The following is a 14,523-nucleotide window of genomic DNA, read 5'->3' as shown; positions in this document are numbered from 1 at the left end:
ATTCGCCGCCTGGGGACCGAGGGATGAAGCTGTTTGGTTACCTTCCGGAGACACTGTTCAAGCCTTTGTCGGGGCCGAAAAAGCACGTCTATGCCCGCCTTTTGATGCGACTTTATGAGCGGGTCTACTCGGCCCGCATCCTTGAGACGCCGCTCAAGGAAGAGGTCGTGAAACAGATCGAGATCGGACTTTCGGAGTTCGGCATCGGGTCGATGGGGGATCTCTCCGAGGGTGATCCGGAAGAGGATCAGACCACTAGCCAGGCCCACTATCTCGCCTACTATCGATTGCGCGACACCGGCTGGCTCACGGAAGAGACTGAGAAGTGGCGCACCTACGTCGACATGAACCCTGACGCCTTCATGGTCCTGGGTGCGATCGTCGATTTCGGTAACAGCCGCGTGCGTGTCGCCGGCGCCGTGGTGGACGTGAAGAACAACCTTGAGGCTGCGTTCCGGGAGCCGGAGACCATGGCTCAGGGTCTCGCTAACGCCCACGAGACGGCGGCGCGGTTCGCCCGCAGCATGCGCCGCATCTTGGCCGGGATGCGCGAGATCGAAGACCGCATTCTGGGCAATCCCAACGCGGCGGCCATCCTTCGCACGTTCTTCCAGGACTTCGTCGATGGGCTGCTGATCGCCGACTACAAGCAGCTGAAGACGTCGAATAACCCTTACCGACATCGTCGGACGATCGCGTCTCTCGCGGGAGACATGCTCGCCGACGCCGAGCGTCTTCGTAAAATCGCGCGCGCCTACATCGAGCAGGGCGTCATGCCGGCCGGCGCCACGATCGCCATGGCCGAGGAGCGCGTCATCGCGGAGCTCGAGAAGATCAAGAGCGTGTTCGAGGACGTCGGCCCCTTCATGGACAAGATCGAGGACTTCAGGGATCGCCTCGAGCGACGCATCCGCACCACCGTCCACTACATGGACATCATGGGGGAAGGCTCCGCCGAGCGGATCGTTCGGCTGATCGAGCAGCTTTCGAAGATCGACAGCGACGAGGTGGAGATCCGTTTGAGATCGCCGGATGTCGCTCTGCCGATCACATCGCTTGCGCTGTACACCCCGCCCCCGCCGAAAGCTCCGCCGGAGCGGACGCGCTTCAAGGTGCCGAAGCAGGATCCTTATCTGCGCGCCTATGTTCAGGCCACCACTGACTTCGATCGGATGGTGCGAGTTTCCGACCAAAAGCTGCTCGAGTTCGCCCGCCAACAGATGCGAGACCGCGATGCCGTGTCAGCCGCCGAGATCGAGATTCGGAGCATTGCGGACCTGTTTGCCTACCGAGCTATTCCGAACTTGGCCGCGGTCGGTCGCTCAGTGCGCTTGGGTGAATTCACGATCACGCTCGAAGAAGGGCGTAGCGCGAACGACTGGATCGACGTGACCTCCTTCCGGATCGAGAGAACGAGGACTTCGGTCAATGCTGCGTGATCTTTCCAAGCTCATCGACGATGAGGATAGCGAGGGCGGCGACGGCGAGCGGCTGCAAAAGGAACTGCGCCAGGCCGCGCAGTCGCTCTGGCGTGCTCAGTTCATCTACGAGAACGATTGGGGCATGAAGACCTCCTACGAGGTACTCCGCCGCTACACGGGTTACTTCGAGAATTTGTTCGACGCGCTCGGCTACCGGGTCGTGGGCAGGCCGAACGATGGATACATCGGTCTGGTGGCGAACGAACTGCCGCCCCGTCAGAGCATGAGGCTCGACGAGAGCCTGCTCCTGCTGGTGCTGCGACTCCATTACGAGGAGGCCTTCACTCGGTTCGAAGCTAAGGAATTCGGCGAGGTGGAGGTCGAGAGCGAGCAGATCCTGCAGATCTACGAGGACCGGACCCATCGCGAGCGCCCCAACTTCGGGCGGGTAAAGGAGATCCTGGCCGGCTTCAGGCAGCGCGGGCTCGTGCGGATCGAAGATCGGGATGACAGAAACTTCACCCTCTTCCTGCGGCCCGCGTTGCCGATTGTGGTCTCCAAGGACACGCTCGGCTCCCTTGAAGAGTTCGTGTCGCGATCGGCCGCAGCGACGGCAAAGACAGACGGCGCGAGCGAGGTCCAGGCGTGATCGAGCTCCGGCGCATCATCCTGGTCGACTGGTACCTGTTTCGGGCGCAGCAGGTTGATATGCGTGGCATGACCGCCATCATCGGTCCAAACGGCGCCGGCAAATCAGCGATCATCGACGCCGTGCAGACCGTGCTCTCCGGCGCGAGCATGGCCAGCATCCGCTTCAACCCGAGCGCCCAGAGCAACGTCAGGAGCAAGCGGACGCTGCGAGATTACTGCCTCGGCGTGGTCTCGCTCGATGAGAAGGGCGAGCGGTCGGAGCCGACGCGCCAGCACGCCTACACCTACATCATCCTTGTGTTCGAGGACCTGGGCGACGGTTCGGCCGTGAGCTTGGGTGTGGCCTTTTCGGCCTCGGCCACGAGAAGCGACGAGGCCTGCGAGGCGCGCTTCATCGCAAAAGCTGCGCTGACGAAGGACGACATCCTGAGTCCTGTCGGCGATGACGAGGTCGAGACGCTGCAGTGGCATGCAGTCCGCAATGCCTTGCGCGCCCGCAACGTCGAGGTTGACGACGCGTTCTCGAGCGCGACCGACTTCGTGGCTGAAGCGCTCAGGGCGCTGTCGCCGGCGGGCTTCCCTCTCGATCCCAGGCGCTTTCAGAAGGCCTTTCGGAATGCCCTGCTGCTGAAGCCAGTGGACAATCCTACCGACTTCGTCCGAAACTACGTCCTCGACGTCCAGCCTCTTCAGGTCGATAGGCTTCGCCGCGGTATCGAACATTGGCGCACGTTGACCCGCCGTATCGAAGAATTGAAGGCACAAAGCGCCAGCTTGGCCGGGATCCTCCGTATCGTCGCGCGGGCGGTCGAAAACGAAAGGGTCATTGCGGTAACGGGCTGGCAGATCGCGCGGCTTGAGTGGGAGAAGTTTCGGCGGGAGGCCAGGAGGCAGGAAGAGGTCATCGCGCAACTCCGGAGCGCCGCGAGCAGAGCTGAGGTCGACGCGGTCGCGGCCGCAGCCAGACATGCCACCCTTGATGCTGAGCACAAGACCGTCGAACTCTCGATCAGGACCAGCGACGGCGAGCAGTTGGCCCAGATGTACGAGTCCGACAAGACCGCAACCCTTAGCCAGCGCGCCAACGCGATGGTGCCAGTCAAGGAGATCGAAGTTCTCATCGCTTCGATCAGGAAGGCCGTCGATCTCAATCTGTTGGTTCACCGTGACGACTTCTTGCACGCGCTGCTGAGTGCAGTGGCCGTTGCGAGGGGAAGGGCTCCACTTTCCGAGTGGGACAAACCGCTTCCCGAGAACTGGAAGGATAGCGCTTCCCATCTGGATGCGGCTCTTGCGGCTGTCGACCAGGAGCGGCTCGAGGCAGCGCGAAAGACGTTTTCGGACGCGCATTTTCACGCGCGAGTGGCGACCAAGGCTCTGCAGGATCGCATCGAACTGATCGACAGTAACCTGAAGCGGATGGATCAAGGGTTGAGCCCCATCGAAGGCGGCACTCGGGACCTCATCAGGCAACTGGCTTCGCACGGTATCGAGGCGACCCCACTGTGCGAGCTGGTCGAGATACGCGACGACAAGTGGCGGATGGCAGCTGAGGCCTTTCTGGGTCGCTCCCGGGAAGCATTGATCGTCGAGCCCACAAGGGCGGTACGCGCCTTGGAGATATTCCGGGAGGGTGGAGAGCACTCCTTCAGGGATGCGGAGGTCATCAACACGACCAAGACCGACAACACCAGGCCGGCTGAAAAGGGCTCTCTCGCACAGATCATCAGTACGGAAAACCGTCACGCCCGGGCATTCCTCAACTATCGGATTGGCCGCCTGATGATGGTCGAGACCATGGATAGGATGGCTGCGGCCGAGAACGCCATCACGCCAGATCTCATGGTCCAGGGCGGGCGGACGGTCCGGCGACTGCAGAAGCCTCAGTATCTTAAGCTCGGGCGCGCCACGCAGGAGCAGATGCGTCAACAGCTTCAGGCCGAACGGCAGCAATTGCTCCGGCAGCTTGCGGAATCGGCGGGAGATGTCCGTCGCTCGGAGGACGAAGCGCGCTTGTTCGAAGCCATGTTCGGGCAGTTTCAGGCGATCCGCGGCGCCGGCCTGACCTGCACCGGAGCCGGCGAGGAACTGGCTGCTTTCGATCGCAAGCTGGCGGAAATCGGGAAAAATATCGAAGATGCCAAGCGGAATCGCGATCCCAAGCTCGTCTCCGATCTGGAGCGCCTCGCCGCCGAGGTCAAGACGGCAAATCGGCTCAAGACTGAGACGCAGGATGCGTCGACCCGGGCCCACAGCGCGAGAGACCGGGCCGAGGGCGCGTATGAAGATTACATGAAGAACAACCGTGGCGTCCTGGCGGGGGCTCGTCGCACCCGCGCGCGACAGTTGCTGGACGAATTCCCGCAATCGAGGGACATGGGCGACTACCGATCAAAGGTGACCGAAATGGCCACTGAATCCCTGTCGGACCGAATTGCCGGGCTAACGGCGGACCGGGAAAACCGTTCTACCAACCGGCGCTCTACTCTGATGCGCGAAATGACCGGTGCGATGAACAAGCACGGCCAGGAATTCCATGTCGTGCCGCCGTTCACCGCCGAGGAGGCGACGCCGTCGGTCGTCGAGCAGTGGGCGACCGCTGAAAAGGACCGCTTGGATGCGCATGAGTTGGTTCAGTACGAGGAGCAGTGTCGCAACGCTGCGACGGAGATGACCTCGGCATTCCGGGACGACCTTCTCCATCGGCTCGACGACGCCTTTACCGGCATCAAGTCCACCCTGAACGAGCTCAACCGCCACCTAAAGGATCGCCAGTTCCACGGGCGCGACTACTACTCGTTCAAGGCGCTGGAGGCCCCAACCCACGTCGACATGATCGAGCTCGTCGAGGAATCCAGAAAGCCCGAGTTCAATCTGCCGCTTTTCGGTGACCGCAGCGAGGATGCGAGCTCACCGATGATGCGCGCCGTGCGACAGATCGAGGAGATCCTGTCGAACCCGGAGGCGCGGACCGAGGAGATCGAGGATCCCCGCAAGTATTTCAACTTCGAGCTCTACATCCAGGACGCCGAGGGCAAGATCCGCTCGTCTTTGACGAGCCGCGCCGGTACGGGATCCGGCGGCGAAGGTCAGTTGCCGTTCTACATCGCCATCGGCGCCTCGCTGGCCGCGACCTACCAAAACCGTCGCACCGGCGAGAGCGGGCTCTCGCTCGCCATCTTCGACGAGGCCTTCAATCGTCTGGATACCAAGGCAATCGGCCAGTGCTCTGAATTCATGCGGGACCTGGGTCTCCAGGTCATGCTCGCTACTCCGGACGAGAAGCGGCACGTGTTCATGGAAGTGGTCGACACGGTCGTCAACGTGAACCGCTTGGGCAACCAGGTGATGATCGACACCGAATACCCGACGGAGATGGCTCGCCAGGCGATCGTTGCAGCCGACCCGTATCGCAAGGGCTTCGATGTATTCAAAGCCGAGTTGATTGAGGTCGAGAAGGCCGGCGCCGTCCCGCAGGACCAGGCTGCGGAATGACAGACGTTCGTACGACGGACGCCGGGGTCGAATTCCTCGAACGCCTGCTGGAGCGGAGCGAACGCAATCCGGATCGCACCCGGCCGCCGTCCGCGGCGCCGGAGTACGACAGACTTTCGACCGCGCAGCAGGTGGGCCGCTTTCACGACCAGATGGCCGCGGCGGAACGGTTCGGCGCAGTGGAGGTGCAGCGGGGCAAGAGAGACCGAGGACATCTGGTCGAGAGAGTTCGCGTTCGAGACCCGGAATTGCTCGCCAGACATCTCGGACGCCCGACGGCACTCGCGACCGCGCAGCGCGTCAGGGCGGAATTGCTGCCCGTCGCAGCGACCGGCGAGCCGTGGGTCGCCACTTTGTTGGACGAGATGGCGGCGAGATGGGCACGAAGCGAGGCCGCCTACCGCCTGACCGCCGCCCAGGCCGACGCCGCCAAGGAGTTCTTCACGCTGCTGGCGTCCATCTCCCGGCAGGAAGCGCGAGGGCTGGACGCGCGAAGCTTCTCCCAAAAGGCGACGAACGACACGAAGGCCTTCGATCGGCATGCCTCGCGGCTCGCCGCCGTGCTCGGCGTCCGGGTCGGACTGCCGGGTGCTGCAGCCGACGTGGTCTGGGCGCACATCGGGCTGGAGCGCTTCAGTCATCCTGTTCATCTGAAGGGGCCCGTCGCCGTCGAGGGCGCGGACGGCCGTCAGGTCGATGGTCGCGCCAAGCCGTTCGCCTCGATTCATCCGGAGATGCTCTCGCAGCTGTTGGTCTTGGAGCGACCATCAGCCATCCTGACGATCGAGAATTTCGCGACCTTCAATCGGCAGGTCCGCGAGATCCATGACGCCAGCCTGGTCGTTTACACCGGCGGCTTCCCGGCGGCTGGTGTCATCGAGCTTCTAGCGAAGGTTCTGGCGGCCGTGCCAGCCGACGTGCCGTTCCTTCACTGGGGCGACGTAGATGCCGGCGGCGTGCGCATCTTCAGGTACCTCGAAGAGAGCCTGTCCCGCGGGCCTGAGCCCCACCTCATGACCAGGCAGCTGGCGGAGATGCACGGCCAGCCGGCAGACGCGGATCCGAGCTTGGCATCCATAGCGAGGTCCGATAGCGCGGTTCGCGATCTAGCGGATTGGTTGGCATTCGGATCGAACGTGCGCCACCTGGAGCAAGAGACGCTCGATCCCGCTGCACTTTAACTTACCCCCTAACGCCGATTCCTGTGGCGGTCGTCGTCTTCGCCGTCGTCTTCTTTCATGTCGACTGTCAGCAGCGTCGTGGCGTAACCGTTCTTCTGCGCGAAAACTTGCTCGTAAAGGGCTTCGACGCGGCCACGCTTCTCTAGCCATACGTGAGTGGGCACATCCCTCAATTCCGAAACGGTGCCGATTGTGGACGGGCTTGGCCAACGGCGAATGAGGGAAAGCTCAGGAATCGGGGCGCCGGCGCGAAGACCAACATAGGGGAAATTCGGTGCAGGTATCACCCTCTGCACCTTTCGATCTTTGGATATCACGATGGCTGCAAGTTCGTCGGCACTGGTCACGTAGACCTTGGCCATCACTTCGAGGGAGACGTCGAACTTCCGCGCCAGTACGCGCACTTGTTCAAGGTCGCACGCCTTGCTCAGCTTGCGACGCTCCGCCCGATATTCCGGCATCGGAACCACCAAGGCGCGGAAAACTCGTTCGCTTCGATCTCGATCCGCTCTTCGTGTGGCACCGCATCCCACTTGTCCTTGGGTCTGGCGCGGCGCAGATCACTCGTCGAACATTCGAATGGGCCCAAGCCTGCGCTCCATGTCCGGGAAGTAGTCCATCCTGCCGCCGTCCGCGAAGTGAAATTCCATTCGGAACGGTTGGACGAGAAAGGACGTCACCCGGTAGTCGACCTCGGAGATCCACATGAAGTGTCTCTCGTCGATCGCCTCCCAAGGAAACTCACGCCGGTTCTTGCGCGACGTGAAGACCCCCGTCGGCTTCCTGTGCCCCCGTTCGAGGATGGTACGGATCGGTCCGCCGCCCGTGGCGCGCACGATCTTCACCACACTCGGCCGCAAGCTACCCAGGGTTCTTCTCTTTTCGGTTTCCGTCGACATGGCTGCGTCCGAGGACTCGTCGCCCGATCCGCCCGCGGAATTGCATCCGAACAGAACGCGCTCGGCGGCGCGGCCCCCGAGCAGCATGGTGGTGCGATCCTCCACTGTTTGCCGCGTGGCCAAGTCGGGGGAGGACGCGTATTCGACTAGCGTGCGGTTCTCCGCCCCGCTCCTCGCCCCGACGATGCAGTGACGCAGCACTCCGCATTCGAGAACCAGCGCGAGCAGGACATGGCCGGCTTCGTGCGCGCAAATGCGCCAGTCCATCTCGGGCGGGGGCCGCTCGGAGCTCAGAAGCGCCGCGCGCAGGTCCGCCGCGAGCAGCTCGCGTCCGGCGTGACGCGCGATCCGGCGAGCTTCGCGGACGAACGCCATGACCTCCGCGCCAGTCGAGCGCTCCATGGCCGTAGCGATGTCATCGAGCTCGTCGTCAGGTACCGCGCCGGCGACGTGAAACTTGAGCATGCTCAGCGTGCCGGCTGCGTCGGCCCGCTCGATCTTGATCATCCGTTCGAAGCGGCCGGGGCGCAGCAGGGCGGGGTCCACGGACTCTGGATTGTTGGTCGCACCGATCAGGATCACGCCCCGCCTGGCCGACGAAGTCCCGTCGTCGAACCTGGTCAACAGGTCTGCAACTATAGGTAGCCAATAATCCTTGTTGCGACTATCTAGGGGCTCTATCCGGGACCGCGTCAACCTCATCCAGGAACAGAAAACCAATTCCATGGGCTCGCACGAGAGCGACCGAACGATCCAAGCGCATCGCCCGGATCACGTCGTCCATATACGAGCGTTCCTTCGTGAACCAATCCGCAACGGACGAGATCACAATGGGAGCATCACCACAGTAACGGGCGACGGCCCTAGCCAGCAGGGATTTCCCGCACCCCGGCTCGCTCGCCAGGCAGATTCCCTTGGGCATAGACGCCCAGTCCCAAATCCCGCTAGTTTCGCGGCTTCGTTCGCTGATTGGCGGCCGAGGGATCCGCGGAATACAATTACCTCCGCAATCCCTCGACTTCTTCACGGAGAGGTGTCCGATGAGCTACCGAGAACGAGGCGCGGAGAAGGCGTGCTTTGCGCGACGATCCTTTCTGGCCCTGATCGCTGGCGCGACAGTTGGAGCGGCGGTGCGCCCCGCCGTTGCCGCTGAACCCATGATCAAGGTCCACAAGGATCCGAACTGCGGCTGTTGCTTGGGCTGGGTACAACACTTGCGCGACGCCGGATTCACGGTCCAGGTGGACGATGCTTCCGACCTTCCGGCCGTCCGGAAACGCCTGGGCGTCCCGGCCGATCTGGCCGCGTGCCACACGGCAGAGGTGGACAGCTACATCCTTGAGGGACACGTACCGGCGTCCGCGGTGCGGCGGTTGCTGACGGAGCGCCCGAAGGCTCTGGGGCTTGCCGTGCCCGGCATGCCTGCAGGGTCGCCGGGGATGGAAGGTGGACACCCTGAGCCTTACACCGTCGTGCTGTTCGGATCGGCAGGTCGTGCGACGTTCATGCGGTTCGTCGGCAAGGAAGCCATCGGCTGACCGTCTTAGAAAGTTAACCACCGGGGCGCCCGCTCGCGCATTTGTGAACCGGGGCACTTTCCAGCGTCCCGCCCCTATGAGACTGTGACGCCATGAATGCTCGCCGCCTCCTCAGACTTCTGCTCGCGGTCCTTGTGACCGCAGGGCTGACGGTCGCACCGCTGGCAACGCCGGCGGCGGCGGGACATTCGATGGGCGCCATGCAGATGGCTGACGCGCAGGACATGCCGGATGACATGGCGTGCTGCCCGGACAAGCAGAACAACAAGCAATGCCAGGACTGTCCTCTCATCGCGATCTGCATGTTGAAGGTGCTCCAGACTGGACCTTCGGCGGCGACAGTGAGCATCAGGCAGCCTGTGCGTGAACTGCTGCGGCCGCTCGATGACATGATCGCCGACGGCCTAACCCGTCCCCCTCCGGACCAGCCCCCTCGATCGATCGTCTGACCGGCGCTGCGGCGCCGGAACGTTGGCGCGCGTCCATCGCGCGCATTCGCAGGCCGCTTCGGCGGCTCAACAGACGTTTCGAGGAACAGACATCATGAAGATCTCCACTGCTGCGCGCGGGCTGGCCGCCGCGCTGGTCGGGCTTTCGCTAACGGCAGCGCCAAGGTCCGCTCTCGCCGACATCAAGGACTATGAATTCCAGCTCGTCGAGCAGGCGGTACAGACCGGCCCCGACAAGGTCGTGACGGTGCGGCTGGTGAACAAGAAAACCGGCAAACCCGTGCCGGACGCGGTCATATTCGCCTCCCGGCTCGACATGGCGCCGGACGGCATGCAGGAGATGGTCACGAAGGTGACTTCGATGCCGGGGACGGAGCCCGGGACCTACCGGTTCAAGGCCAACTTCAGCATGGCGGGCCGCTGGCAATTGTCCCTCGGCGCCAAGGTGCAGGGCGAGACCGGCACGGTCGAAAACAAGCTCGTCGTCACGGCGAAGCAATGACGCGCGCCATCACCATAGGTGCGACCGCTGCGGTTTGCGCAGCGGCCGCAGCCGCGCTTTACGTGGGCGCGATCCCGCGCGCAAATCCGTTCGCCGGACCGGTGACGGTCGCTGCGGCGGCCGAGAGCGGCGCGGCGATCTACTACCAGGATCCGGACGGGAAGCCGTTCTATTCGCTCGGGCCGAAGAAGACGCCGGATGGGCGCGCCTGGCGTGCCGTGCCCGCGGGAGCCGACCTGAGCTTCGACGAACCCGAGGAAGCGCCGGCGCGGACCAAGGCCGACGCGAAGACCGAGCGCAAGATCAAATACTACCGGAATCCGATGGGCCTGCCGGACACCTCGCCGGTGCCCAAGAAGGACTCGATGGGGATGGACTACATCCCCGTGTACGAAGGCGAGGACACCGACGACGGATCGATCAAGCTCTCGCCGGGGAAAATACAGCGTACAGGCGCAAAATCTGAGGCGGTCGTCAAAAGACCCGTGACCTCCTTGATCCGCGCTCCAGGCACCGTCCAGGAGGACGAGAGACGCGTCTCAGTCGTCGCCCTCCGCTTCGAGGGCTTCGTCGAGAGCGTCGCCAACGTCACGACCGGCGACCACGTCCACAAGGGCCAGCCGCTCCTGAACGTCTACAGCCCGGCGTTGTCCAGCGCCGCCGCCGAATATCTTTCGGCGATCAACGCCAGCGCGACCGGAAAGGAGCTGAAGGGCGCGCGCCGACGACTGGAGAATCTTGCTGCTCCGGAAGCGGCCATCAAGGAGCTCGAGCGCACCCGGGAGATCTCTCTCTCGATCCCGTGGCTCGCGCCGCAGGACGGCGAGATCCTCGAGCGCAACGCCGTGCCCGGCATGCGCGCGGGGCCCGGCGACGTCCTGTTCAGGATCGCTGACCACCGCCTCGTCTGGGTCCTGATCGACGTCGCCGAGCGCGATCTGCCGCAGGTCGCGGTTGGGACGAAGGTGACCATCAGGCCACGCGCGTTCGCCGGCCAAAGCTTCGAGGGCACCGTGGCGTTGATCTATCCCCATCTCAACGCCGCGACGCGCACCGCGCGGATCCGGATCGAGGTATCCAATCGCGACGAACTGCTGCGGCCGGAGATGTACGTCGATGCCGAGATCGAGGCCGGCACGCCGGGACCGGTTCTGGCGGTGGCGGAGAGTGCCGTGCTCGACAGCGGAAGCCGCCAGGCCGTCTTGGTCGACAAGGGCGAGGGCCGCTTCGAGCCGCGCGAAGTGAAGCTCGGCCGGCGCGGCGGCGGCTTCGTCGAGATCACGAATGGCCTGTCCGAAGGCGAAGCGGTCGTGACCTCGGCCAACTTCCTGATCGATGCCGAGAGCAACCTGAAAGCGGCGCTCAAGGGGTTTGCCGAGTCCAGCGGCCCGCCGCCCGAGGCGCCAGCCACCGGATCGGGAGCGCGCCCATGATCGCCCGCGTCATCGCCTGGTCGGCGCGCAACCCGCTGCTGGTGCTGTTCGGCACCGGCTTCGCCGCCGCGGCCGGCATCTACGCGCTCGTCCACCTCCCGCTCGACGCGATCCCGGATCTCTCCGATACCCAGGTCATCGTCTACACCGAATACCCGGGGCAGGCGCCGCAGGTGATCGAGGACCAGGTCACCTATCCGCTGGCCACCGCCATGCTCACCGTGCCGAAATCCAAGGTGGTGCGCGGCTTCTCCTTCTTCGGCGTCTCCTTCGTCTACGTGATCTTCGAGGATGGCACCGACATCTACTGGGCGCGCTCGCGGGTGCTCGAGTTCCTGAACGCCGCTACATCGCGCATTCCTGCCGGTGTCACGCCGACCATCGGTCCGGACGCCACGGGAGTGGGCTGGGTGTACCAGTATGCGGTGGTGTCGAAGGAGCTGAATCTCGCAGACACGCGCACCATCCAGGACTGGAATCTCAAATTCGCGCTGGCCAAGGCGGAAGGCGTCGCCGAGGTCGCGAGCGTCGGCGGTTTCGTCAAGCAGTACAACGTGATCCTGGATGCGCAGCGGATGCGCGACCTCGGCATCACCATGCCGAAGATCCGGGACGCGATCCGCGCCAGCAACGCCGATGTCGGCGGCCGGACGGTCGAGCTGTCGGAGTTCGAATACGTCATCCGGGGCCGGGGCTACCTGAAAAGCATCGACGATCTCGGCAACATCGTCCTCAAGACGGACAAGGGCACGCCGGTGCTGCTGCGGGACGTCTCCCGGGTCGAACTGGGGCCGGACGAGCGGCGCGGCATCACCGAACTCAACGGCGAGGGGGAGGTCGCGAGCGGCATCGTGCTGCAGCGTTTCGGGATGAACGCGCTGGACGTCATCGAGAACGTCAAGAAGCGGTTCAAGGAGATCGCGACCAGCCTGCCGAAGTCGGTCGACATCGTGCCGGTCTACGACCGGTCGAACCTGATCTACGCCGCCATCGACACGCTCAAGCACACGCTGGTCGAGGAGAGCCTCGTCGTCGCGCTGGTCTGCGTCGTGTTCCTGCTGCACGTCCGCAGCGCGCTGGTCGCCATCCTGATGCTGCCTGTCGGCGTGCTGATGGCGTTCGGAGCGATGAAGCTGCTCGGCATCGGCTCCAACATCATGAGCCTCGGCGGCATCGCCATCGCGATCGGCGCCATGGTGGACGCCGCCATCGTCATGATCGAGAACGCCCACAAGCACCTCGAGCGCGCGGAGCCGGGCAAGTCGCGGATCGCAATCCTGATCGAGGCCGCCTCGCAGGTCGGGCCGGCATTGTTCTTCAGCCTGCTGATCATCACGGTATCGTTCATGCCGATCTTCACGCTGGAATCGCAGGAAGGGCGGCTGTTCAGCCCGCTCGCCTTCACCAAGACCTTTGCGATGGCGGCCGCCGCGCTGCTCTCGGTCACGCTGGTGCCTGCGTTGATGGTGATCTTCGTCCGGGGACGGATCGTTCCGGAGCACCGCAACCCGATCAACCGCTTCCTGATCTGGATCTATCGCCCCGTCATCAAGGGCGTGCTGCGCGCAAAGACGTTGGTTATCCTGCTTGCGCTCGCCGCGCTCGCGATCACGATCTGGCCCGCCCGTCAGCTCGGCACCGAATTCATGCCGAACCTCGACGAGGGCACGCTGCTCTACATGCCGACGACGCTGCCCGGCATCTCCGTCACCAAAGCCGCCGAACTGATGCAGACCCAGGACCGCATCATCCGCTCCTTCCCGGAGGTCGCGTCGGTCTACGGGAAGGCCGGCCGGGCCTCCACGTCGACCGATCCGGCGCCGACCGAGATGTTCGAGACGGTGGTCAATCTCAAGCCCAAGGAGCAGTGGCGGCCGGGTCTCACCATCGACGGCCTGATCGCCGAGATGGACAAAGCTCTGCAGTTTCCGGGCGTCTCCAATGCCTGGACCATGCCGATCAAGGCGCGCATCGACATGCTCTCGACGGGCATTCGCACTCCTGTCGGCGTCAAGGTGATCGGCACCGATCTCGTCGAGATCGACAAGCTCGCCAAGCAGATCGAGCAGGTGCTGCGGAACGTGCCCGGAACATCGTCCGCCTACGCCGAACGGGCCATCGGAGGCTACTACCTGGAGATCACGCCCGACCGGTCGGCGCTGGCCCGCTATGGCATCATGGTCCAGGACGTCCAGGACACGATCGCGACCGCGCTCGGCGGTCAGGCGGTCACGACCACCGTGGAGGGCCGGCAGCGCTTCACGGTCAACATGCGCTACCCCCGCGACCTCCGGGACAATCCGAAGAAGATCGCAAGCGACGTCCTCGTTCCGATGCCGGCCGGCGGCGCCGTCCCGCTCGCGGAAGTCGCGACCGTTCAACTCGCGCGCGGCCCGACGTCGATCCGGACGGAGAACGCACAGCTTGCGACCTACATCTACGTCGACATCCGCGACCGGGATCTCGGCGGCTACGTCGCCGAGGCGCAACGCGCCGTCCAGGCCAGCATCCAGTTTCCGTCGGGCTACTACGTGGTCTGGAGTGGCCAGTACGAATATTTCGAGCGCGCCATGGCCCGCCTGAAGATCGTCGTGCCGGCGACGCTGCTCATCATCTTCCTGCTGCTGTACCTGAATTTCAGGTCGGTGACCGATACGATGATCGTCATGCTGTCGCTGCCGTTCGCGCTGGTCGGCGGGCTTTGGCTGATGTGGTGGCTCGGGTTCAACCTCTCGGTCGCCGTCGCCGTCGGCTTCATCGCCCTCGCGGGCGTCGCCGCCGAGACCGGCGTGGTGATGCTGATCTACCTCAACGAGGCGCTTGCCGAGATCAGGGCGCGCCGCGCCGCCGAGGGGTGGACCTTGAGCCGGACCGATCTCCGCGAGGCCATCATGGAGGGCGCGGTCGAGCGCGTCCGGCCGAAGATGATGACCGTCGTCGCCATCATGGCGGGA

The 14,523-nt window shown here is 64.1% G+C and carries 11 protein-coding genes; 9 read left to right on the top strand and 2 right to left on the bottom strand.

What is annotated here, in order from left to right:
- The first annotated feature begins 23 nt into the window (after positions 1 to 23).
- Genes IVA91_RS20665 through IVA91_RS20650 form a run of 4 tightly spaced genes read left to right on the top strand, consistent with a single transcriptional unit; the run spans position 24 to position 6,748 of the window.
- Positions 24 to 1,439 (top strand): Wadjet anti-phage system protein JetA family protein, encoded by a 1,416-nt coding sequence (locus IVA91_RS20665; RefSeq protein WP_247418829.1) that lies wholly within the window; start codon positions 24 to 26, stop codon positions 1,437 to 1,439.
- Entirely contained in the window at positions 1,429 to 2,070 is a 642-nt protein-coding gene (locus IVA91_RS20660; RefSeq protein WP_247277378.1) for a DUF4194 domain-containing protein, read from the top strand. Before IVA91_RS20665 ends, IVA91_RS20660 begins: the two co-directional genes overlap by 11 nt.
- The gene (locus IVA91_RS37190; RefSeq protein ID WP_247418831.1) at positions 2,067 to 5,567 is read left to right on the top strand and encodes an SbcC/MukB-like Walker B domain-containing protein; all 3,501 of its coding nucleotides are present in this window, start codon (positions 2,067 to 2,069) and stop codon (positions 5,565 to 5,567) included. Before IVA91_RS20660 ends, IVA91_RS37190 begins: the two co-directional genes overlap by 4 nt.
- Positions 5,564 to 6,748, top strand: a complete 1,185-nt coding sequence (locus IVA91_RS20650) for a Wadjet anti-phage system protein JetD domain-containing protein (protein WP_247277376.1) — start codon at positions 5,564 to 5,566, stop codon at positions 6,746 to 6,748. The genes IVA91_RS37190 and IVA91_RS20650 overlap by 4 nt, the downstream gene beginning before the upstream one ends.
- 8 nt (positions 6,749 to 6,756) lie before the next feature.
- Here the strand turns inward: IVA91_RS20650 and IVA91_RS20645 are convergent, their stop codons facing one another.
- Together IVA91_RS20645 and IVA91_RS36675 are read right to left on the bottom strand one after the other, a co-directional pair.
- Positions 6,757 to 7,209: a hypothetical protein gene (locus IVA91_RS20645; protein ID WP_247459102.1), complete on the bottom strand. Its 453-nt coding sequence runs from the start codon at positions 7,207 to 7,209 to the stop codon at positions 6,757 to 6,759.
- A 99-nt stretch (positions 7,210 to 7,308) separates the two neighbouring features.
- The gene (locus tag IVA91_RS36675) at positions 7,309 to 8,349 is read right to left on the bottom strand and encodes an AAA family ATPase (RefSeq protein WP_256464964.1); all 1,041 of its coding nucleotides are present in this window, start codon (positions 8,347 to 8,349) and stop codon (positions 7,309 to 7,311) included.
- A 338-nt stretch (positions 8,350 to 8,687) separates the two neighbouring features.
- Between IVA91_RS36675 and IVA91_RS20630 the strand changes: the two genes are divergently transcribed.
- The 5 genes from IVA91_RS20630 to IVA91_RS20610 form a co-directional block, all read left to right on the top strand.
- The gene (locus tag IVA91_RS20630) at positions 8,688 to 9,185 is read left to right on the top strand and encodes a DUF411 domain-containing protein (RefSeq protein ID WP_247277374.1); all 498 of its coding nucleotides are present in this window, start codon (positions 8,688 to 8,690) and stop codon (positions 9,183 to 9,185) included.
- A 92-nt stretch (positions 9,186 to 9,277) separates the two neighbouring features.
- Complete coding sequence (locus tag IVA91_RS20625) at positions 9,278 to 9,634, top strand: hypothetical protein (RefSeq protein WP_247418834.1); 357 nt, start codon at positions 9,278 to 9,280, stop codon at positions 9,632 to 9,634.
- A 94-nt stretch (positions 9,635 to 9,728) separates the two neighbouring features.
- Positions 9,729 to 10,136, top strand: coding sequence for a FixH family protein (locus tag IVA91_RS20620; RefSeq protein WP_247418835.1), 408 nt, complete (start codon positions 9,729 to 9,731; stop codon positions 10,134 to 10,136).
- Positions 10,133 to 11,569 (top strand): efflux RND transporter periplasmic adaptor subunit, encoded by a 1,437-nt coding sequence (locus IVA91_RS20615; protein ID WP_247418836.1) that lies wholly within the window; start codon positions 10,133 to 10,135, stop codon positions 11,567 to 11,569. Before IVA91_RS20620 ends, IVA91_RS20615 begins: the two co-directional genes overlap by 4 nt.
- The coding region (locus tag IVA91_RS20610; RefSeq protein ID WP_247459101.1) for a CusA/CzcA family heavy metal efflux RND transporter at positions 11,566 to 14,523 on the top strand (2,958 nt) is incomplete at its 3' end. The genes IVA91_RS20615 and IVA91_RS20610, both read left to right, overlap by 4 nt.

It is taken from the genome of Bradyrhizobium sp. 153 (genome assembly GCF_023073835.1).
In the GTDB taxonomy this organism is placed as follows: domain Bacteria; phylum Pseudomonadota; class Alphaproteobacteria; order Rhizobiales; family Xanthobacteraceae; genus Bradyrhizobium.
This window is presented reverse-complemented; position numbering and strand designations above follow the sequence as displayed.